Origin of the sequence: Agromyces cavernae, assembly GCF_021044935.1 — a bacterium.
GTDB classification, from domain to species: domain Bacteria; phylum Actinomycetota; class Actinomycetes; order Actinomycetales; family Microbacteriaceae; genus Agromyces; species Agromyces cavernae.
This window is the reverse complement of sequence record NZ_JAJNMP010000001.1, coordinates 91249-112802: the sequence shown is the minus strand read 5'-3', so window position 1 is coordinate 112802 and position 21554 is coordinate 91249. Positions and strand designations below refer to the sequence as shown.

General features: G+C 72.3%; 16 protein-coding genes. 7 read left to right on the top strand and 9 right to left on the bottom strand.

Annotated features, from left to right (window positions below):
• Nucleotides 1-18 precede the first annotated feature (18 nt).
• Nucleotides 19-2739: an AMP-binding protein gene (locus LQ757_RS00505; protein ID WP_231045259.1), complete on the top strand. Its 2721-nt coding sequence runs from the start codon at nt 19-21 to the stop codon at nt 2737-2739.
• Here LQ757_RS00505 and LQ757_RS00500 read toward each other — a convergent pair.
• The 5 genes from LQ757_RS00500 to pdxR form a co-directional block, all read right to left on the bottom strand.
• Nucleotides 2705-3847 carry an ABC transporter ATP-binding protein gene (locus LQ757_RS00500; protein ID WP_231045258.1) on the bottom strand — a complete coding sequence of 381 codons (1143 nt, stop codon included), beginning with the start codon at nt 3845-3847 and terminating at the stop codon, nt 2705-2707. The genes LQ757_RS00505 and LQ757_RS00500 overlap by 35 nt on opposite strands.
• Nucleotides 3844-5301 carry an ABC transporter permease gene (locus LQ757_RS00495; RefSeq protein WP_255681031.1) on the bottom strand — a complete coding sequence of 486 codons (1458 nt, stop codon included), beginning with the start codon at nt 5299-5301 and terminating at the stop codon, nt 3844-3846. Before LQ757_RS00495 ends, LQ757_RS00500 begins: the two co-directional genes overlap by 4 nt.
• A 107-nt stretch (nt 5302-5408) precedes the next feature.
• Entirely contained in the window at nt 5409-6443 is a 1035-nt protein-coding gene (locus tag LQ757_RS00490; RefSeq protein WP_231045256.1) for an iron ABC transporter substrate-binding protein, read from the bottom strand.
• 82 nt (nt 6444-6525) lie between these two features.
• Nucleotides 6526-6921, bottom strand: a complete 396-nt coding sequence (locus tag LQ757_RS00485) for a hypothetical protein (RefSeq protein WP_231045255.1) — start codon at nt 6919-6921, stop codon at nt 6526-6528.
• Nucleotides 6922-6975: 54 nt separating this feature from the next.
• Nucleotides 6976-8502, bottom strand: a complete 1527-nt coding sequence (gene pdxR, locus LQ757_RS00480) for a MocR-like pyridoxine biosynthesis transcription factor PdxR (RefSeq protein WP_231045254.1) — start codon at nt 8500-8502, stop codon at nt 6976-6978.
• A gap of 127 nt (nt 8503-8629) precedes the next feature.
• On the opposite strand from pdxR, the gene LQ757_RS00475 reads away from it, so the two are divergent.
• From LQ757_RS00475 to LQ757_RS19290, 4 genes are all read left to right on the top strand, one after another.
• Complete coding sequence (locus LQ757_RS00475) at nt 8630-9310, top strand: pyridoxamine 5'-phosphate oxidase family protein (RefSeq protein WP_231045253.1); 681 nt, start codon at nt 8630-8632, stop codon at nt 9308-9310.
• A 16-nt stretch (nt 9311-9326) separates the two neighbouring features.
• Nucleotides 9327-9437, top strand: coding sequence for a Rax2 family protein (locus tag LQ757_RS19035; RefSeq protein WP_255680963.1), 111 nt, complete (start codon nt 9327-9329; stop codon nt 9435-9437).
• Between the two features lie 146 nt (nt 9438-9583).
• Entirely contained in the window at nt 9584-9775 is a 192-nt protein-coding gene (locus LQ757_RS00470; RefSeq protein ID WP_231045252.1) for a hypothetical protein, read from the top strand.
• A 127-nt stretch (nt 9776-9902) separates the two neighbouring features.
• On the top strand, nt 9903-12896 hold the full coding sequence (locus LQ757_RS19290) for a helix-turn-helix transcriptional regulator (protein WP_308195523.1): 2994 nt from the start codon (nt 9903-9905) through the stop codon (nt 12894-12896).
• A gap of 389 nt (nt 12897-13285) precedes the next feature.
• Here LQ757_RS19290 and LQ757_RS00455 read toward each other — a convergent pair whose 3' ends face one another.
• Nucleotides 13286-14815: a leucyl aminopeptidase gene (locus LQ757_RS00455; protein WP_231045251.1), complete on the bottom strand. Its 1530-nt coding sequence runs from the start codon at nt 14813-14815 to the stop codon at nt 13286-13288.
• 271 nt (nt 14816-15086) lie between these two features.
• On the opposite strand from LQ757_RS00455, the gene LQ757_RS00450 reads away from it, so the two are divergent.
• On the top strand, nt 15087-16178 hold the full coding sequence (locus LQ757_RS00450) for a LacI family DNA-binding transcriptional regulator (protein ID WP_231045250.1): 1092 nt from the start codon (nt 15087-15089) through the stop codon (nt 16176-16178).
• Here the strand turns inward: LQ757_RS00450 and LQ757_RS00445 are convergent.
• The 3 genes from LQ757_RS00445 to LQ757_RS00435 all read right to left on the bottom strand — a co-directional run bounded on the left by LQ757_RS00445 (nt 16165) and on the right by LQ757_RS00435 (nt 20237).
• Nucleotides 16165-16848 carry a DUF2652 domain-containing protein gene (locus tag LQ757_RS00445; RefSeq protein WP_231045249.1) on the bottom strand — a complete coding sequence of 228 codons (684 nt, stop codon included), beginning with the start codon at nt 16846-16848 and terminating at the stop codon, nt 16165-16167. The genes LQ757_RS00450 and LQ757_RS00445 overlap by 14 nt on opposite strands.
• A gap of 106 nt (nt 16849-16954) precedes the next feature.
• The gene (locus LQ757_RS00440) at nt 16955-18646 is read right to left on the bottom strand and encodes an MFS transporter (RefSeq protein WP_231045248.1); all 1692 of its coding nucleotides are present in this window, start codon (nt 18644-18646) and stop codon (nt 16955-16957) included.
• Nucleotides 18647-18731: 85 nt separating this feature from the next.
• A complete protein-coding gene (locus tag LQ757_RS00435) occupies nt 18732-20237 on the bottom strand; it encodes an FAD-dependent oxidoreductase (RefSeq protein ID WP_231045247.1) in 1506 nt (501 codons plus the stop codon).
• 185 nt (nt 20238-20422) lie between these two features.
• On the opposite strand from LQ757_RS00435, the gene LQ757_RS00430 reads away from it, so the two are divergent.
• Nucleotides 20423-21430, top strand: coding sequence for a LacI family DNA-binding transcriptional regulator (locus LQ757_RS00430; RefSeq protein WP_231045246.1), 1008 nt, complete (start codon nt 20423-20425; stop codon nt 21428-21430).
• Nucleotides 21431-21554 lie beyond the last annotated feature (124 nt).

The window sequence follows — 21554 nt, the reverse complement described above, 5'->3', positions numbered from 1 at the left end:
CCTCGCAGGAGCATCTTCGTGCCCATTCGATCCGAGCTCGCCGGGCTGGCGCTCGCGCGCGGCCGCGTTCACGATGCCGCGCTCCTGACCGACGACGGCGAGCTCACCTTCGCCGCGCTGCGCGATCGCATCGACGCGCGACGCCATGAGTTGGGCGCGACCCGCCGGCTCGTGATGATCGAGGGCGCCAACGCGCTCGAACCGGTCGTCACGTACCTCGCGGCGCTCGAGGCGGGACATCCCGTGCTCTTCGTCGACGGCGATCCGCAGCGGTCGGCGCACCGCGAAGCGCTCGTGCAGCGCTTCGATCCTGACGTCATCGCGTCTGCCGACGGCGAAGCCGACGCCGGGGCGTGGCGGCTCGACGAGCGCCGCTTCGGCACTCGGCACGCCCTGCATCCCGACCTCGCCATGCTCGCGAGCACGTCGGGATCGACCGGCTCGCCCAAGCTCGTGCGACTCTCGCACGAGAACCTGCTGAGCAACGCCGTCGCCATCGGCGACTACCTGAACCTCGGCACCGCCGACCGGGCGATCACGACCCTGCCGCTGCACTACTGCTACGGGCTCTCGGTCGTGAACAGCCACCTCGTCGCGGGCGCTTCGCTGCGCCTCACCGAGCGGTCTGTGGTCGACGACGGGTTCTGGAACGAGTTCGCCGACGCCGGGGCGACGTCGTTCGCCGGTGTGCCGTACACCTTCGAGATGCTCGATGCGGCGGGCTTCGCTGAGCGCGACCTGCCGACGCTGCGCTACATCACCCAGGCGGGCGGGCGTCTCGACCCCGAGCGCACGCGACGCTTCGCCCGGCTCGGACGCGATCGCGGGTTCGACTTCGTCGTCATGTACGGCCAGACCGAGGCGACCGCCCGCATGGCGTACCTGCCGCCGCGGCTCGCCGAGAGCGCGGCGGGCTCGATCGGCATCCCGATCCCCGGCGGCCGGTTCCGTATCGACGTGCCCGGCGGCACGACGACGGATGCCGCGCCCGGTGCGCAGCCCGCGGCTCCGCCCGCCGACGGGGCCGTCGGCGAACTCGTCTACCAGGGCCCCAACGTCATGATGGGCTACGCCGAGGAGCCCGCCGACTTCGCGATGGGCCGCACGATCACCGAGCTGCGGACGGGCGACCTCGCCCGCCGACGCGACGACGGCATGTACGAGGTCGTCGGGCGCAACAACCGCTTCGCGAAGATCTTCGGGCTGCGCATCGACCTCGACCGGGTCGAGCGGCTGTTCGCCGACGAGGGCCTCGCCGTGCGTGCGGTGAGCGCCGATGAGCAGCTGCTGCTGTTCGTGCTCGCCGACCGGTTCCTCCATCGCGTGCATGCGCGGGCGGGTTCGCTGTTCGGCCTCCCGCTGCACGCGATCCGCGTGCACGCCATCGCGGAGTTCCCGCGCACGTCGAACGGCAAGCCCGACAACGCCGCACTCGTGCGTCACGCCGAACTGCTCGCGCACGCGGCATCCGCAACCGGCGCCGTCGATGCCGCCGGCGCTACCGCCGCCGACACGACGCCCGAGACGATCCGCTCGCTCTTCGCCGAACTGCTCGGGCGACCCGATGCGTCACGCGACGACTCGTTCGCCGGACTCGGCGGCGACTCGCTCAGCTACGTCGAGGTGTCGCTGCGGCTCGAGCAGCTGCTCGGTGCGCTGCCGCGTGCCTGGCCGACGATGACGGTGAGCGATCTCGCGGGGCTCGCCGCCGCACCGGCGGCACCAGCGGCGTCGATCGATGCGCCAGGCGCGCAGGCCGGCGGCGCTCACATCGCGTCGGCATCTGCGCGCGCCACCGCTCGCGGCAGTCGACCGCGGCGACGGATGCCGCGGCTCGAGACCCCCGCGGTGCTTCGCTCGATCGCCATCGTGCTCGTCGTCGGCACGCACGCCAACCTGTTCACCGTGCCGGGCGGTGCGCACCTGCTGCTGGCGGTCGCGGGCTACAACCTCGCCCGGTTCCAGCTCGCCGACGTGCCCGGCCGCGGCCGCGTGGCCGGACTGCTGAAGAGCGGTGCACAGGTCGTCGCGCCCGCCGCGCTGTGGATCGGTGCGGTCGGGCTCATCACCGGGGGATATGCGGCGACGACCGCCCTGTTCGTGAACAACTTCGCCGGCGGGGCGCCCTGGAGCGACCAGTGGCAGTTCTGGTTCCTCGAGGCGATCGTGTGGTCGATGATCGCGCTCGCCGCGGTGTTCGCGGTGCCGCAGGTCGACCGGCTCGAGCGGCGACATCCGTTCGCCTTCGCGCTCGGCGTGCTCGCACTCGCGATGGCCGCGCGCGTGCTGCTGCTCGGCGGCGTTCGGGCCGAGGGAACCGAGCGGTACGCGATCGAGACCGTCGTGTGGTGCATCGCACTCGGCTGGGTCGTCGCGCGGGCGTCGACCCGCATGCAGCGCATCCTCGTGTCGGCGCTCGCACTCGTCAGCGTGCCGGGCTTCTTCGGCGACCCGGCGCGCGAGGCGATCGTCGTCGTCGGCGTGCTGCTGCTCGTGTGGGTGCCGCGCATTCCCGTGACACGCCTGCTCGTGCCGGTCATCGGCGCGCTCGCGAGCGCCTCGATGTTCATCTACCTGACGCACTGGCAGGTGTATCCGCCGCTCGAGAACGACTTCCCCGCGCTCGCGACCGTGTTGTCGCTCGTCGTCGGCGTCGTGGTGTGGAAGGGCTACACCCTCGTGGTCGCCCGCGGCGGCGCGTGGCTCAGGCGACGGCGGGCTGCGACTCGTCGCCGGTGATGTCGCCGGTGACCTCGTCGACGGCGTCGGCCTCGTCGGACGGGTAGAGCACCGCGCCGCCGTCGACGCGGATCGCGACTCGTGAGCCCGGCCGCAGGTCGCCGAGCTGGTGCGGCGGCACCCGGAGCGTGATCACCGCGGGATGGGCAGAGCCGGCGGCCCCACCGGCCGCGCCGCCGTCGACCGAGCCCGCGAGCAGCGACACCTCGGCGAGCGATCCCATGGGACGCACCTCGTGGACGACGGCGTTCAGCCCCGGGGCATCCGTCACCAGGTCGATCTGCGCGGGGCGCACCATGGCGACCGCCGCCCTCGATCCGTTGCTGCGGTCGTGCCGCACGGGGATCGTGCCGAGCGCGCACTCGGCACAGCCGTCGCCACGCCTGGCGGGAAGCAGCACGGCCGGGCCGAGGAACGACGCGATCTCGGGCGTCTCTGGGTCGTCGAACACCGCCGACGGCGAGCCGGCCTGTGCGAGGCGTCCGTCGACCATGACGCCGATGCCGTGGCCGAACGAGAGCGCTTCGTCTTGGTCGTGCGTGACGAGCACGGCGGTCGTGCGCGTGCGCTCGAGCGCGTCGATGACGGCACGGCGGGTCTGCTCGCGCAGGCCGGTGTCGAGGGCGCTGAACGGCTCGTCGAGCAGGATGATGCCGGGGCGCGGGGCGAGCGCGCGGGCGAGCGCGACGCGCTGCTGCTGCCCGCCCGAGATCTGGTGCGGGTAGCGTCCCGCGAGCGCCGGGTCGAGCGCCGTGAGCTCCATGACCTCGCGGACCCTGGCCGCGCGGCCGGCGCGCGGCAGGCCGAACGCGATGTTGCCGGCGACGGTGAGGTGCGGGAAGAGGGCGCCGTCCTGTGCGACGTAGCCGATGCCGCGCCGGTGCGCCGGCACCGACGTGCCCGGAGCGGCGAGCGGCCGGTCGCCGAGGGCGATGTGCCCCGTGTCGGGTTCGGCGAAGCCCGCGATGAGGCGCAGCAGGGTGCTCTTGCCGCTGCCCGATGCGCCGACGATCGCGGTGCGCGAGCCCTGCGCGACGTCGAGCGAGATGTCGTCGAGCACTCGGGTGGCGCCGAAGGCCTTCGAGACGCCGAGTACGGTGAGGTTCATCTTGCACGTCCTCGGATCTGGGTGAACATGAGGGCCACGGCGGGGACCGAGAGCAGGATCAGCAGCAGCGCATACGGCGCGGCGCCCGCGTAGTCGATCGACGAGGCGGCCGACCAGAACTGCGTGGCGAGCGTGCGCGTGCCGGTCGGAGCGAGCAGCAGCGTCGCGGTGAGCTCGTTCGCCGCACCGAGCGCGACGAGGGCGCCACCGGCCGCGATCGCGGGCACGAGCAGCGGCACCGTCACACGGACGCGCGCGACGATGGGGTGCGAGCCGAGCGAGCGCGCGGCCTCTTCGAGCGACTCGGGCACCTGCGCGATACCAGCGCGCAACGACACGAGCGCCCGCGGCAGGAACACGATGACGTAGGCCGCGATCACGGTCGCGGGCGTCTGGTAGAGCCCCGGCACGAGGCGCAGCGTGACCGTGACGAGCGCGAGGGCGACGATGATGGCCGGCAGGCTGCTCGCGACATAGTAGGGGCCCTCGAGCGCCTTGCTCAGGCGCCCCGGATACCGGGCCGTCAGCCACGCCACCGGCAGCGCAACGAGGATGGCGCCGATCGCGCCGCCGCCGGCGAGCAGCATGGTCTGCACGAGGGCGCCGGGCATCTCGCCGAACGCACTCGCATCGGATGCCGCGAGCCACCGCACGACGCTGGCGAGGGGCACGACCGTGGCGGCGGTGCCGAGCGCCACCAGCGCCGTGAGCGCGAGCGGCGTCGCGCGCCCGAGCCTCGTTCGCTCGGCCGGCTGCGGGCTGCCGCTGCCGACGCGGGCGTAGCGGCTGCGCCCGCGTGCGCCCGCCTCGATGACGAGCAGCACGAGGCAGAGCGTGGCGAGCACGACGCCGAGTGCGGCGGCCGACGAGCCCGCGAAGGTCGACTGGTAGGCGACGACGATCGCGGTCGTGAACGTGTCGAACCTGATGAAGGCGAATGCGCCGTACTCGGCGAGCAGGTGCAGCGCGACGATGAGGCCGCCGCCGAGGATGGCGAGGCGGAGCTGGGGCAGGATCACCCGGCCGAACACCGCCCACGATCCGAGGCCGAGCGACCGGGCCGACTCCTCGAGAGCGGGGTCGAGGCCGCGCATCGTCGCCAGGGCGGGCAGGTAGACGAGCGGGTAGTACGCGAGGGTCGCCACGAGCAGTCCGCCCCAGAGGCCTTGGATGGACGGGATCGCGCTGGCCCAGCCGTAACTGCTGACGAACGCGGGGATCGCGAGCGGGGCGACCAGCAGCACGGCGAAGAAGCGCCGGCCCGGCAGGTCGGTGCGTTCGACGAGCCAGGCGCCGCCGACGCCGAGCACGATCGTGGCGGGCACGCCGAGCACGAGCAGCAGCACCGTGTTCGCGAGCAGCTCGCCGACTCGGGGCCGGAAGATGAGCGGCGCCAGGGCGTCCCAGCCGATCTCGAGCACGGTCGCCACGACGTAGCCGACCGGGATGAGCATGCCGACGGCGAGCACCACCACGATCGCGATGAGCGATGCGGGCGGCCGGGGGGTACCGGCGCCCGCCCGGCCCGCGTCGCGGGTCGGGGCGGTGATCGCCGTGACGGTCAGAGCAGCCCCGCCTCCGTCATGAGGTCGATGACCTCGGGTCCGTTGAGGGTCGACGGGTCGATTGCGGGGGCGTCGAGGGTATCGAGCGCGGGCAGGGGCGGCCTCGCCGGAACGTCGCTGGCGACCGGGTACTCGAAGCTGTAGCCCTCGCCGAGGATCTGCTGGCCGGCCTCGCCCGCGAGGAACGCGAGGAACTGCTGCGCCTCGTCCTGATGAGCGCTCGACTTCAGCACACCGCCGCCCGAGACGCTCACGAACGCGCCCGGGTCCTGGTTGCCGAAGTAGTGCAACTCGGTGTTCGCGCTGTTCTCCTGCGTGCCGTCCTGGTCGCGGTACCAGTAATAGTGGTAGATCACACCGCCGGGCACCTCGCCGGCGTTGACGGCCTTCATCGTCGCGATGTTGTTCTGGTAGACGGTGGCGTTCTGCTTCATGCCGTCGAGCCACGCCGAGGTCGCCTCGGCGCCCTCGAGTTCGAGCACCGCCGAGACGATCGCCTGGAAGTCGGCGCCGCCGGGCGCGGCACCCCAGCGACCCTTCCAGTCCTCGTTCTGCAGGTCCATGAGCGACGCCGGCAGCTCGGACTCGTCGAGCAGCTCGGGGTTGTACACGAACACGGTCGAACGGGCGGCGATGCCGGTCCACAGCCCGCTCGCCGGCCGGTACTGCTCGGGCACGAGGTCGAGCGTCGCCTGGTCGACCGGAGCGAGCAGGCCCGCGTTCTCGACGAGCGACATGGCGGGGGAGTTCTCGGTGAGGAACACGTCTGCGCGCGAGGCCTCACCCTCTTCGACGAGCTGGTTGCCGAGCTCGCTGTCGTTGCCGTTGCGCAGCACCACCTCGATGCCGGTCTCTTCGGTGAAGGCGGCGACCCATTCCTCGGTCAGCTGCTCGTGCTGCGCGTTGTAGATCACCAGTGCGTCTTCGGAGGGGGCCTCTTCACCGGGAGTCGCAGCTCCCGCGCACCCGGTCAGCGCGAGCGCTGCGATGGCCAGGGGCGCGATGGACAGGACGATTCGACGGGATCTCATCGAGCTCTTTCAGATCACGGGGCAGGAAAGGCTATCCTAACCTGCTATCGCCCGCGCCACCACGGCCACCGTCACGGCGACGTCACGGCTCGACTTCGATCTCCTCGACCTCCCACTGGTCGCCTCCGAGGCTCTTGATGACGCCGCGCACCCGCTTGCCGTCGCGCTCGGCCTGGAACGCGGTCACGCCGGCCTCTCCCGCCGCCTGCACGACCTCGGCCGAGAACGTCGGCGAGGTGTAGCCGATCGATTCGAGCGCCTTGCGCCGTTCACCCTGGTCCCATGCGCCGGGCATGATCGCGAACATGCCCGCACCCGCGAGCACGGCGAGCAGGAAGAGCGACGTGCCGAGTTCGCGCACGCCCTTCTGGTGGTGCCGCGTGCCGCGGCTCGAGATCACGATGCCGGCGACGGCGATGACCGCGGGAATGATGAGCGGCCACGCGTTCCAGGGAGTGATCGTCACGGTTTCGTTCATGGCTCAGCAGCCTTCTTCGCAGTGGGCGCGCTACGGCGCGCCGTCGGCCACATCCTATTGCGAGCCGCCGACACGGTCGAGGATCGCCGCATGCATCAGGGCGAGCGACTCGGCGAGCAGTGAGTCGCTCGGGCTGGCGTAGCCGAAGACGACGCCCTCGCGCTCGTCGCCGGGTACGACCGAGTAGTCGGCGAGGCGAGCGACCGCCACGCCGTCGCGGGCGAGGCGAGAGACCACGGCATCGGATGTCCCGGCCGCGTCGAACTCGATGACCGCGTGCAGCCCGCCGTCGAGCCCCGACAGCCGCGCGGCGGGCAGGTCGCCGAGCGCGGCCTGCACGAGTCGGCGCCGGTGCGCGTAGTCGCGACTCGTGACCGCGATGTGCCGCCGCACGGCGCCGCTCGCGAGCAGCGCGGCCGCGGCCTCTTGGGCGACGCCCGGGACGGGGCAGTTCTCGTCGGCACGCATCGCGGCGATCGCCGCGCGCAGTTCGGGGTTCGGCGGCAGCACGAGGTAGCCGAGCCGCAGTGCCGGCGTCAGCACCTTCGAGAAGCTGCCCAGGAGCACCACCCGGCCCTCGTCGTCGAGCGACGCGAGCGCGGGCAGCGGTGGTCCGAGATGGCGGAACTCGCTGTCGTAGTCGTCTTCGATCACGAGGGCGTCGGCCTCGCGTGCCCAGTCGATGAGCGCGAGACGGTCGGCGACCGGCAGTCGACCGCCGAGCGGGTACTGGTGGCTCGGCGTGACCATGACGGCGTCGACGGGTTGCGACATCCGGCGCAGGTGCTCGATCGAGATGCCGTCGCCGTCGACCGGCACGGCGACCGTGCGCACCCTGCGGTGCTCGATGATGCGCCGCGCCGACGGATACCCCGGGTGCTCGACCGCGACGGTCGGCGGCCCGCCCGCACGCGTCGGCAGGCTCGCGGCGATGAGCCCGACCGCTTCGCCGGTGCCGGCCGTCACGACGATGTCGTCGGCCGAGCAGATCACGCCGCGCGCGTGCCTCAGGTGGTCGGCGATCTCGGCGCGCAGTCGCGGCACGCCGAAGCGGGGCGGCGAGTCGGAGGGGACCTCGAGGGCGGCCGCGTGGCGCCACGCCGCCCGCCACGCACGGGTGTCGAGTCGCGCGGTCGAGGGGCGCCCGGGTCGCAGGTCGATGCGGGGTGCCGACGTCCCCTCACCATCCCCCTGGGCCGACGAGTCACCCGAAATCGTCGACTCGAGTGCGATCGCGTGATGACTCGGGGTGACGCGCGGGGAGATCGGCGATGATGCGCGGGCGGACGCCACGTGACGCACGCCGTTGCGTGCGGCCCGGGCGCCCTGGCGCGCGAGGTGCGCGACGCGCGTGGGTGCGCCCTGGCGCATCTCGAGGTAGCCCTCGCCCGCGAGCTGTTCATAGGCGGCGACGACGGCGCTGCGCGAGACCCCGAGCTCGGCTGCGAAGGACCTCGTCGAGGGCATGGGATCGCCGGGCCGCAGGAGTCCGCCGAGGATGCCCCGGCGCACGCCCTCGACGAGCTGCACGCCGATGGGAATGTCGGCGGCGCGGTCGATCACGAGCAATGGGCCGTCCATGTGCCTCCTGTCGGGACATCCGATCGCCGGGACATCCGATCGCCGGGACATCCGATCCTGAACTGGACTGGTCGTTCATGCGCGAACTGGACTGTTCGCAAGACCAGTGTACGGGGACACTCGTTTCGTGACCACTCTCGAAACCACCGCCCCACGCCGCATCCGCCGCCTCGCCGAGCGTCAGACCACCGATCGCCCCGCGCTCTTCGAGCTGCTCGACACCGAACTCGTCGGCCACCTCGCCGTGGTCGCCGACGGCACGCCGCTCGTGGTGCCGATGGGGTTCGCCCGCGACGGCGAGCACCTGCTCGTGCACGGCTCGACAGGCGGCGGCTTCGCCCTGCGCGCGGCCGCCGAGCAGGCGACCGTGGCCTTCGCCGTGACCGCGCTCGACGGCCTCGTGTTCGCCCGCTCGCTCTACGACAGCTCGATGAACTACCGCAGCGCCGTGGTGTACGGCGTGCTCGAACCGGTCGCCGAAGGCGAGACCGATGCCGCCCTGCTCGCGCTCACCGAACGGCTGATGCCCGGGCGCTCGGCGGAGGTGCGCGCGACGACCCGCAAGGAGAAGGCCTCGACGCGCGTGCTGCGGCTGGCGCTCGACGACGTCGTGATGAAGGTACGCGCCGCCGGTGCCGGCGAGGCCGTCGACGACGGCGAGGACCACTCGGTCTGGGCCGGCGTCGTGCCGCTCGGCCGCGCCTGGGGAGAACCCGTGGCCTCAGTGCTGACCCCGGCGGAAACGCCAGTGCCCGACTCGGTGATCGCCCTGACGACGGGCGCCCGCGGGCCGCGCAGGATCTCGTGATGGAAGGAGGTGCGTCATGTTCGCAACCATGCTCGTGATCGGACTGATCTCGGCGTCGGCGATCGTCGCCGCGTTCGTGCAGTTCCGCCGCGACGGCTACCACCGCACGCCCACCCGGCTGGCGTGAACCCGGCCACCCGCCCGCGCATCTGAGGCGCCTGCGGCGCGGGCTCGTGAAGAAATAGGGCGATCGCCCGATGAGCCTCAGACGCCTTAGCGAGCACGCTGTAGGCATCCCGATCGCAATGGTCGGGGAACAACCAGGAGGACATCGTGCAGTACTCAGCAGACTTCGTCGCCCTGCACACGCATGAGGCGAACGTGCGGGTCGCCGAGCGGCGGATGGCGTTCCGGCGCGCCGCCGAAGAGCGCGACTCGATCGACGCAGGGGCGTCGGACGGTGGCGTGACGGCCAGCCGCCGGCACCACCACGTGCGTCGCGCGCCACGACTCGCGCTGCGGTGACCGCGAGCGTGGGACATCCGCAGATCCCGGCGAACATCGTGAGCGTCACGCCGTGACGATTCCGCTGCCGGCGATCGCGGATGTCCCTTCCGGCGCCGCTGTCGGTGGGACATGGCACGATGAGATCGTGACCACGTCAGCACCGGCGATGATCGGTCGAGACGCAGACCTCGCTCGCCTCGACGAGCGCCTCGACGAGGTGCGTGCCGGCGCGCCGTTCACCGTCATCGTCGGCGGTGAGGCGGGCATCGGCAAGACGCGCATCATCCGCGAGTTCACGCGCGGCCTGGCGGCCGACGTGCTGCTGCTCACCGGCCAGTGCGTCGACCTCGGCAGCGTCGCGGCGCCCTACGCGCCCGTCAAGACGGCACTGCGCACGCTCGTGTCAGAGGTCGGCGCCGAACGCGTGCTCGAGGCCGTCGGGCCGGGGCGCGCGGCGCTCGTGGCCCTCCTGCCCGAACTCGCCGAGGCCGAGACCGGCGAGATCGGCGCCCCGGGCAAGGGCATCGAAAGCAGCCAGCTGCACGAGGGCATCGCCGTGCTGCTCGAGACCTTCTCGCGCGAGCGGCCCATCGTGTTCATCATCGAAGACCTGCACTGGGTCGACGCGGCGAGCCTCGCGCTGCTGCGGTTCCTCATGCGTGCGCTCGGCTCGAGCCGGGTGCTCACCGTGCTCACCTACCGCACCGACGACGTCACGCGCGGCCACCCGATGCGCGGGTTCCTCGCCGAAGCCGACCGCGACCGCTGGGTCGAGCGGCGCGAGCTTTCCAGGCTCACGAGGCCCCAGGTGCGAAAGCTCGTGCGGTCGATGATCGTCGACGAGGCCCCGAGCGAACGGGTGCTCGACACCGTGTTCCGCCGCAGCGACGGCGTGCCCTTCTTCGTCGAAGAGCTCGTCGGCATCGACGGATGCCGCGACGAGGGCTTCGTGCCAGACACCCTCCGCGAGCTCCTCCTCGCCCGCTACGAGCGACTGCCCGATGCGGCGCAAGAGCTGCTGCGGCTCATCTCGACCGGTGGTGTGCGCGTCTCGCACGCGCTGCTGTCCGAGGTCTACACCGGCTCGGCCGACGAGCTCGACGCCGCGGCGCGCCAGTGCGTGCACTACGGCGTGATCACAATCGACGGCGACGACTACGCATTCCGGCACGCGCTCGTGCGCGAGGCGATCCTCTCCGACCTGCTCCCCGGCGAACGGGCGCGATTCCACGCGCGCTACGCCGAGGCCTACGAGGCGGCGGCGGCGGCAGGCACCCGTCGTCTCGCCGCCGAGATCTCGTTCCACTGGCTCGGAGCCCACGACGCCGCCCGGGCCTTCCCCGCGACGATGCAGGCCATGCGCGAGGCCCGCGCCGCCGCCGCCTACGCCACGGCGGCCCAGCTCGGCGAACGTGCCTTGGGCCTCTGGGACGTCGTGCCCGACGCCGCCGCTGCCGCGGGCATGGGCAAGCTCGAACTCATGGGGCGCACCGCGTCGCACCTGCGCAACGCCGGCGAGGGCGAGCGCAGCCTCGCGCTCATCCGTGCCGCGCTCGCCGAATGCCCCCGTGACGACCCCAACTACCCCCGCCTCCTGCGCGACAAGGCGCTCTACCTCGGCAATGTCGGCAAGGGCGGCTCGATCGAGGTGCTCGAAGAGGCGCTCGAAGCGCTCGACCGGCTCGGCGACGCCGTGCCGAGCGAGTTGCGCCCCACGGTGCTCAGCGCACTCGCGGGCAGGCTCATGATCGACGGCCGGCTCGACGATGCCGCCGAGATCGCCGACCGCGCCCTCGCAGCGGCGACCGAGCTCGGTTCGCCGCGCTACGCGTCGATCGCGACGAACCTGGCAGCCATCAGCCGCTCCGACCGCGGCGAGGTCGAGACGGGGCTCGCCATGCTCGAGCACGCCCGAGAGCTCGCCGAGGGCGACGGCGCCGCCATGCTGCGCTACTGGGTCAACGCCTCCGACCTGCACTACCTCATCGGCCGGTATCCCGAGGCCGTGCGTCTCGCCGAAGACGGTCTCGCGCGCGCCCGTGCCCAGGGGGTCGAGCGCAGTACGGGCGTCATCCTCGCGTCGAACGCGGTCGACCCGCTCTTCGCGCTCGGCGAGTGGCAGAGGGCCGACGAGCTCATCGACCGCGCCCTCGCCCTCGACCCGCCGGTCCCGTTCACCGCCTACCTGCAGCGGGCCCGCATCTGGGCGGCGCTCTGGCGCGGCGACGTCACCGGGGCGACCGACATGCTGCGTCGAGCCAAGCCCGCGATGGCGTCGGTCATGGAGGTCGAGATGCAGACCCGCCTCTCCGTCGGCCGCGTGGCCGCAGAGGTGGCGCTCGCCAACGACGACCTCGGCGCGGCGTGGCGCGAGGCGAAGGTGCTGCTGCACGAGCAGTACCTTCCGCTGCCCGGGTACGCGTTGCCGTTCGTCTGGGTCGCCGCGCGGGTGATCGCCGCGGTGCGAGCGCGTCCCGGCGCGGTCTCACCCGCCGTCGCCGACGAGGTCGATGCCGCCGAGCCGGCCTTCCGAGAGCTGCTCGAACGGCTGTCGTCGTGGCCGACGCACGCGCTCTGGGCCGCCCTCTTCGAGGCCGAACTCGCGACGGTCGACCACGGCAGCGGTGCCGACGTGCCCGGCACCGACGCATCGGTGTGGCGCCGGGCCGTCGAGGCTGCTGCCGCTCCCGAGGCGCCGGGCTTCCTCGCGCCCTACGCCCTGCTCCGACAGGGCGAGGCCGAGCTCGCCGACGCCGACCGCGCCGCGGCCCGGGCCACGCTGCAGCAGGCGTTCGACCTCGCCGAGGCGGGCGGCGTCGGCGCCGTGCGCGAGCGCATCGAGCGCGTCGCGGGTACCGCCGCCATCGCCCTCGAGGGGGCCGCCCGCCCGCGCGGCGCCGAGGCCGCGGGCATCGCCGGCGCCGCGACATCCGACGCCGACGCGCTCGCGGCAGCCGAGCTCACTGCACGTGAGCGGCAGGTGCTCGAGCTGATCGCCGAGGGGCTCAGCAACCGCCAGATCGGCGAGCGACTCTTCATCAGTGCCAAGACGGCGAGCGTGCACGTCTCGGCGATCCTGCGCAAGCTCGGCGCGGCCACCCGTGCCGAGGCGGCGTACCGCGCCGGCGCTTTGCGCTGAGCCGCCTCGGGTCCGCAGACCGCACCAAGCCCCCCACCTCTCCCTCGAGAGTGCAATCGTCGCCCTCATTCGGGCGACGTGTGCACTCTCGGCGTGTCCTGTGTCGTTCCCACGCCGGACCCCTTGCTCGAGAGTGCACTCGTCGGCCTCGTTCGGGCGACGTGTGCACTCTCGGCGTTCCTGTGCCGTTCCCACCCCGCCCCTCTTCCCCGAAACCGCACTCGTCGGCCTCGTTCGGGCGACGTGTGCACTCTCGGCGGGTCCTGTGCCGTTCCCACGCCGGACCCCTTCCTCGAGAGTGCCGTTCCCACCCCGCCCCCGAGAGTGCACTCGTCGGCCTCGTTCGGGCGACCTGTGCACTCTCGGTGTGCGCCCACGGGCGCCCGTCGTCACTTCGTCGGGCGGAACTCCCGGGCGACCTCGATGAGGATGCGCGCGCCGAAGCCGGTGGCGCCCTTCGACCGCCACGAGTCGTCGGCGTCGGACTGCATCGTCCCCGCGATGTCGAGATGCGCCCACGGCGTCTCACCCACGAAGTGGTCGAGGAACAGCGCCGCGGTCGTCGCCCCGGCGTAGGGGCCGCCGAGGTTCGCGATGTCCGCGACATCCGAATCGAGCTGCTTGCGGTACGTGCGCTCGAGCGGCAGGCGCCAGACCTTCTCGTCGGTCGCCGCGGCCGCCTGCTCGACGAGGCGCGTCAGGGTGTCGTCGTTGCCGAACAGCGCCGCCATGGCGGGCCCGAGCGCCATGAGGGCCGCGCCCGTGAGGGTCGCGATGTCGACGATCGCGTCGACGCCGTCTTCGTTGGCGAGCACGATGGCGTCCATCATCACGAGGCGCCCTTCGGCGTCGGTGTTCTTCACCTCGACCGTCGTTCCGCCGCGTGCGGTGAGCACGTCGCCGAGCTTGTAGGCCGAGCCCGACGGCATGTTGTCGGTGCACATCAGCCAGCCGCTCACCGTCGCCGTCGAGTGCAGCGCCCGCAACGCGGTGAACGTCGCGAGCACCGAGGCCGCGCCGCCCATGTCCATCTTCATGAGCAGATGCATCGGGTCGGAGGGCTTCAGGCTGATTCCGCCCGAGTCGTACATGATGCCCTTGCCGACCAGCCCGAGATGCCCGGTGGAGTCGCCGGGGGGCGTGTACCGCAGCTTGATCATGCGCGGCTCTTCGGCGCTGCCCGAGTTGACGCCGAGCAGGCCGCCGCAGCCGAGGTCGATGAGCTGCTGCCTGTCGAACACCTCGACGCCGAACCCGAACCGCCGGCCGAGCTCGACCGCGACCTCGGCCATCTCGGTCGCGGTGAGGTGGCCGGGCGGCGAGTTCGCGAGGTCGCGCGCGATGTTCGCTGCGCGAGCGGTGACCGCACCGGTCGCGGCACCGGCCGACGCTCGCCCGCGCTCGGCGTCGTCGATGCGCAGCTCGACCCGGGTGAGCGGAACGTCCTTCGGCTCGGCCTTGAGCGCATCGAACCGATACCGGGCGAGCAGGACCCCCTCGGTGAGCGCCTGCCCGGCTGCGGCTGCGGCCGCGTCGGCGTCGCCCGTCACGGGCACGCGCAGGCCGATGCGGGCGAACCTGGCGGTGGCGCGAGTGAAGGCGGCGGCGGCGTTTCGCAGGCCCGAGGTCGTCAACTCGCCCGCGGGGCCGGCACCGACGACCACGAGCAGCGGGCCCGAGCCGGAGGGGAGCACGAGTGTCGAACCGGGCTCGGCGTCGAAGCCCGCGCGCTCGAGCGCCGCGCGGTCGAGGTCGAGGCCATCGGGCAGGTCGCCGTCGGTCGTGACGATGACGCCGACGGCGTCGAGGCGCGACTCGTCGAGCTCGGCGACGACGGCGACCGTGACCTCGCGCGACCGTTCGAGCGACGGGATGGCCGTGAAGTCCTCGGGGATCAGCTTGTTCGGGCTGCGGCTCATGCGACGACTCCCCTCGGATCGCGGTGCGAAGCGACGCAGTCGCGAAGCGACGCCGGCGCGAAGACCGCAGCGTCGCGACATCCGCTCGCCATCACTGTATTGCCGCCGATTGCCGATCGCCATGGGTCCGGTCGTCGTGACGTTCGTGATCCTCGGGTTCGCGGTCATCGCGTTCCTCCCGCGCACAACGGCGAGCCGCGTCATCCGCTCGTTCACTGAAATCCCCACTTGCCGTGTCGCACCTCGCCCCTGCACCCTAGGCTCCATGCACATGGGCGATGAACCGGGGAGTCGACGCGAGCCGGGCACCCGCATCGGGAGGACGGCCCTCGCCGATGTCGCCGCCGAGGCGGGGGTGTCGACATCCACCGTGTCGCACGCCCTGAACGGAACGCGCGCCGTGCGTGCCGAGACCCGAGAACGCGTCGTGCGGGCGGCCGAGCGGCTCGGGTACTCGCGGAACCGCGTCGCGCGGCGGCAGCCGAAGCGCCGTACGACGGTCGTCGGCCTCGTCATCGACTGCATCGCGACGACGCCGTTCGCCGGCCGCATCATCCGAGGGGCGCAGGAGGCGGCGCGCGAGCACGGCGCGCACCTCACCGTCGTCGACTGCGGCGGCGACCCGGAGGTCGAAGACGTCCACGTGCGCTCGCTCGCCGACCGCGGAGTCGACGGGATCCTGATCGCGGGCGGCTCCCACCGGGAGATCGAGCGCCCCGGCGCCATCGGCGACCTCCCGGTCGTGCTCGTCGACGCCGTGCCCGCGCCCGGCTGGGACGTTCCGGCGGTCGCACCCGACGAGCACGGCATCGCGGCGACCGCCATCGCTCACCTGCTCGCAGCGGGTCATCGACGCCTCGCATTCATCACCTCTTCCGAAGACACGCCGGCCACCCGCGGTCGGCATGCGGGATTCCGGTCCGCGGTCGAGTGGGCAGGACTCTACGACAGGCACGCTCCCGTCGAACGCGCCAGTCCCGATGCGGCAGGGGGGCGCCGCATGGGGCGCCGCCTGCTCGACCACCCCACCGGTGACCGCCCGACGGCGATCCTCTGCTTCAACGACCAGATGGCGATGGGCGTCTACCAGGCCGCGGAGGCACTCGGGCTCGAGGTGCCCCGCGACTGCTCGGTCGTGGGTGTCGACGACCTCGAGATCGTGGCCGCAGGGCTCGACCCCGGCCTCACGACGGTGGCGCTGCCGCACCGCGAGATGGGGCGGTGGGGGATGAGCGCGCTGCTCGAACGCATCGCGGGCCGTGCGGTGGATGCCACCGGGCCGGTCCTGCTCGCGGGCGAACTCGTCGAGCGGCGCTCGGTCGGGCCGCCGCGCCGGCTGCTGGGCTGGTTCAACCGCGGGTGACTGCGCGATCCGCAGGGTCACCGCGCTCGGCGCGGGGTCGTCGCAGGCCGAGCAGGTACGGCATGCCCAGGCCGGCCGCCGCGAACGTCCTGCCGAGGCGCCCACGCCACGACGGTCCGGGAAGCGGCGGGAGCGTTCCGTCGAGGTCGCCGACGTCGACGAAGTACGCGCGGACGGTGCCGATGCCCTCGAGCTCGGGCGAGATCTCGTGCACGTCGCCGGGAAGGGATGCCTCGCCGGTCGCGTAGAGCTCCTCGGAGAGCAGGACGTACTCGGGGATCGGCACCGGATTCTTCAGCAGCCGATGCACGAGGATGACGTCGATGCCGACGAGCTTGTGCCGCTTGTGGATGGTCTGGGTGGCCACGTCGCCGACGTGCGCCACGAACTTCAGCTTGAGATTGCCCGCCTCCTTGCAGCCCGAGCACGGACAGAGGTTCGTCGCGACGTTCTGGCGCTCGAGGTGGAACGCCCGATGCATGGCGACGGCGGCTTGGAGGATCTCGGTGACGATCGCGTCGTCGCCGCGGGAATCGGCCTTGCGCGAGAGGAACGCCGCGTCGCCCTCGATCTCGATGAGTTCGTAGCCGGGAGCGGCATCGATCATCTTGTCGAGCATGCGCGCGGTGTTGACCTCGGCATGCGAGAGGCTGAACCGATGGGTGCTCATGTAGTCGGTGTAGCCACCGATGTCCGCGATCAGAAGGACTGCACGTCCGGACTCCATGCGGCTCAGGCTCCCACCAAAGCCAGAGGTGCACAACCACTGAATGTGGTTACAACGACCCCGGCGGCTCCTCGAACGGCTCCTTCGGTTCGTAGCGGTGCAGCATGTCATCGACGACCGACGCGGCCTGTCGAGCACTCGGCGTGTACCCGAGCACGACGGGAAGGAACCGGTCGGAGCTGAGTGCCCGCAGCCGCAGCTCGCTTCTGGCCACCACGGTGGCCGTTCGCCGCGTGCGCCGCAGCAGCGCGATCTCGCCGAAGCCCTCGCCCGGGCCGAGCGTCGCCACGACCTGCCCGTCGCCCACGACGTCGACCTCGCCCGACTCGATCAGGTAGTACCGGTCGCCGACGTCGCCCTGCGTGAACACCACCCGGCCGGCGGGCACGGCGACCGGTTCCAGGCCGCGGGCGAGCTGCTCGACGGCGGGCAGCGGCAGGGTGCCGAACATGGGCACCTGCTGGAGCAGCCCGACGTCGACGTCGAGGTCGCCGACCGAGCGGTCGAGCCGTCGCAATCGGCGCAATGAGAGCGCCGCGAGAACCGGGCACAACAGCCCGATCGCCACGAGCGCGCCCTGGACGCCGATCCACTCGACCATCAGCGACGCGACGATGGCTCCGATTCCGATGAAGACCGTGACCAGGCTCTCGAGGACGCCGAAGACGCGTGCCAGCACCTCGTCGGGGGCCATCCGGCCGATCAGCGTGAACCCGGCGACATCGATGAGGGCGTTGCCGACGCCGATGAATGCCAGCAGTGGAAGGGCCGCGGACTCCTGCGGGATGAGGCCGACGAGGGTGAGCGGAAGGCCCCACAGGGCGACCCCGACGGCGAACCATGCGCCCAGTCGACCGGTGCCGACCAGCAGCGACGCCGCGAGCGACCCGAGGACCGCACCCACGCCGACCGCGGTCATCAGCGCGCCGACGCCGGGCTCGCCGGTGCCGAGCAGCTCGATCGCGACGACCACCGAGAGCACGGTGAGCGCACCCCGGGTGAGGGCCTGTGCCGCCGCGAGGCCGAGGATGAGCGTCAGGCCACGACTCTGCGCGACCGCCCGCACACCGTCGGCCGCCTCCGTGGCCAGGTTGCGGCGCGTCGGCGCCGGCGGGCGCGGAGGTGCGTCGTACTTGAGCCGCACGAACAGCGCGGCCGCCCAGAACGACGCGGCCGCCGCGACCGCGAACACGATGTCCACACCGGTGAACTGCAGCAGCACCGCCGCGAGCAGCGGGCCGACGAGCGTGGCCGCGGAGTCGAGCAGGCCGCGGACGACGTTCGCACTCGCGAGCTCGTAGCCGGTGCGGCACAGCGACGGCAGGAGCGCGGAGTGCGCCGGGCGGTAGAGGGTGGCGGCGATGGTCGACAGCACCGCGAGCGCGTAGATGACCACCGTCGGACCGGACAGCGCGACGACGAGGGCGGCCGCGGCGGTCGCGACGCCGCGCACGATCGACACGAGGACGAGCACGCGCTCTCGGCGCCCTCGGTCGGCGATGGGGGAGAGCAGCGGCGCGAGGATCGCGGACGGCAGCATGCGCAACAGGCCGACGAGGCCGACGGCAGCCGCGCCGCCGTCGCGATAGGCGACGATTCCGAGGGCAACAGTGAACGCCCACTCGGCGGTCCAGGCCCCGAGGAAGCTGAGCTGGGCCCGCCGAAGGTTGGGGTTGCGCCAGTTGCTCGTGAAGGCAGCGGCAGCCTGGCCGAGCCTGTTGCGGCCGCCGTCGACACCCATAGGGCGACTCTAGGGTCGTGTCTTGACGCCGACCAGCCCCAGAGTGGTCACAACCTCCGTCGGCTCGCGCTCGAGGTGAGTGCGCTCATTCGCCGCGATGCGGGACATCCGAATGCGTTCGCAAGCCCTCACGCGCGGGCCCCTCGATACGTGCGCCGTCGAATCGGAACCGGGATCCATGGAGCGGGCAGTCCCAGGAGTGCTCCGCATCGTTCCACCGCAGGGTTCCACCGAGGTGGGTGCACACGGCCGACACGCGGTGGGTCTCGCCATCGATGCGACAGACTCCCGTGAGACGGCCGTGCTCGAAACCGACCGCGCCCTGGCCTTCGGCAGGTTCGTCGGGCGACCCTTCCATGGTCGCGTGCGCGGCCCCCGAGACCAGCTGCGCGACGACCTCTGCATTCCGGGCGACGAGGCGACCGGCGTCGCCGCGGCCCTTGCCCGCCTGCATCTGCTTCACCCAGCTCGGTGCGTCGTCGCGCACGGACTCGGCGAGCGCGATCCCGGCGGCGACGCTGGCGGCGAGACCCCATTTCGCGAAGCCGGTTGCGACGAGGATGCCGTTCTCTCCGAGGTGGATCGGACCCACATAGGGAGCGGCATCCGTCGACTCGTAGTCCTGCGCGGCCCAGGTGTGCGTCAGTCGGAGTCCCGGGAACTGCGCGCTCGCCCATTCGTGCAGGGCCGCGACACGTTGTGCCGGGGAGTCGGATCGTCCGACCAGGTGGTGGCCGCCGGAGACGATGAGGTGGTCGGCGCCGTGTGCATGGGCGGGACGGAGGGATTTCGTATCGTCGGCGACCGAGAGGTACATGCCGCGGAGGGGCGCGGTCTCACCGCGGAACGCGGCGACGAACGAGCGGGATGCCTCGAGGCGTGCGAAGTGCATGCCGCGATTGAGGAACGGGGTGCCGGTGGCGACGATCACCGCACCCGCCCGGATCGGGCCGAGACCGGTCTCGATGTCGTAGCCGTCGTCGCTCGCGTGGACCGCGGTCGCCGTGCAACCCGAGATGATGCGGGCGCCATGCTGTCGTGCGGATGAGACCAGTCGGCCGACGAGGACTCCCGGGTCGATCATGAACTGATCGTCGAGGCGGAGCGCGGCGCTGACGTCGAACGGCAACTCCGGCGTGGAGGTGTCGACCACGGGGAGGCCGAGGTCGTTCGCGACCTGTCGCTCCGCCGCCAGCGCGTCGACGCCCGGCTCGGTGGTCGCGTAGCTGTACGCCGGTGCGACCTCGTAGCCTGGCCCGTCCGCGCAGAGTGCACGGATGCGTTCCGCGCCGATCCTGGTGGCGTCGAGGTACGCGGCGGCGACCTCCATCGAGGTTCGATCCCGGATCGTCGAGAGCCGGACGCCCTGCAGGAACGTGATCTTCCCGGTGGAGCGCCCGCTGGTCAGCGCTCCGGGATGATGAGCGTCGACGACGATCACGTCGGCGTGGTGCTCGGCTGCGGAGGCCGCGGCGGCCAGGCCGGTTGCGCCGGCACCCACCACGAGCACATCGCAGTGCGCGTCGGGAACGAAGGCGTCACGCCGGTCGTCCGGTGCGACCGCCCACAGGGGCGCATTGGCGGTGGTCATGTCATGCCCCCGATCGAATCGGGATGTCCGTTCACCCCACGCTCGCACCGCCGCGTCGGCTGCTCAAGGGGCTTGACATCATTGCCGGCGGTCGCAGGCTGCGATCACGCGTGCGCGTATGCTCGGTGCCCGTGGGGGAGCGGCGATCGGATGACGCGACGGAACGTCGCCCGAGCATCCGCGCGGTGGCCGCGCTCGCCGGCGTCTCTCCGACGACCGTGTCGCACGCCCTGAGCGGCACGCGCACCGTGCGGGCCGAGACGCGCGACCGGGTGGTGCGGGCGGCCGCCCAGCTGGGGTACACGCCGAATCGCGTCGCGAGCGGCCTGCGCCTGCGGCGCACCGGGGTCGTCGGGCTCGCGAGCGACCGCATCGCCACGACGCCCTTCGCCGGGCAGATCGTGCAGGGCGCCCAGGAGGCCGCACGGGAGCGCGGGATCGTGCTGATGACCGTCGACGCCGAGGGCGACCCGGGGCTCGAGGACGCGCAGCTGCGCGCACTGCTCGACCACAGGGTCGACGGGATCCTCCTCGCGCGCATGTCGCACCAGGAGGTCGCCCGCCCGATCGCGCTCGGGGAGATCCCCACGGTGCTCGTCGACGCCGTTCCGATCGGCGGATGGCGCGTGCCCGCGGTGGCTCCCGACGAGCACGGCATCGCCGTGACCGCGGTCACCCGCCTCGTGGCGGCGGGGCACCGCCGTATCGCGTTCGCCACGACGACCGATGAGGGCCCGGCGAGCCGGGGTCGCGAGGCGGGGTTCCGCAGCGCACTCGCGGAGGCGGGCCTCGACGGCGGCCGAGCCCCCGTCGAGCGAGCCTCGTCGGACGCACCGGGCGGTCGCGCCGCCGGACTCCGACTGCTCGACGTGCCGGCGGCAGAACGCCCGACCGCCGTGTTCTGCTTCAACGACCAGGTCGCGATGGGCGTGATGCAGGCGGCATTCGCGCTCGGGCTGACGGTGCCGCGCGACTGCTCGATCGTCGGGGTCGATGACCTCGAGATCGTGGCCGCCGCCCTCGAACCCGGGCTCACGACGGTGGCGCTGCCGCACCGCGAGATGGGACGTTGGGGTATGTCGACGCTGCTCGACCGCATCGACGGCGCGGTGACGGATGTCGCGGAGCCGGTGCTGCTCGCGTGCGCCATCGTCGAGCGCGGGTCGGTCGGCCCACCGGCGTCCGCGGGTTGAGGAGCGCCCGGCGGAGCCGGATGTGGGTTGAGGAGCGCCCGGCGGAGCCGGACGCGTCTCGAAACCCGACAGCGCGAACCGGTTTCGAGACGCCCGCTGCGCGGGCTCCTCAACCCACGGGCTC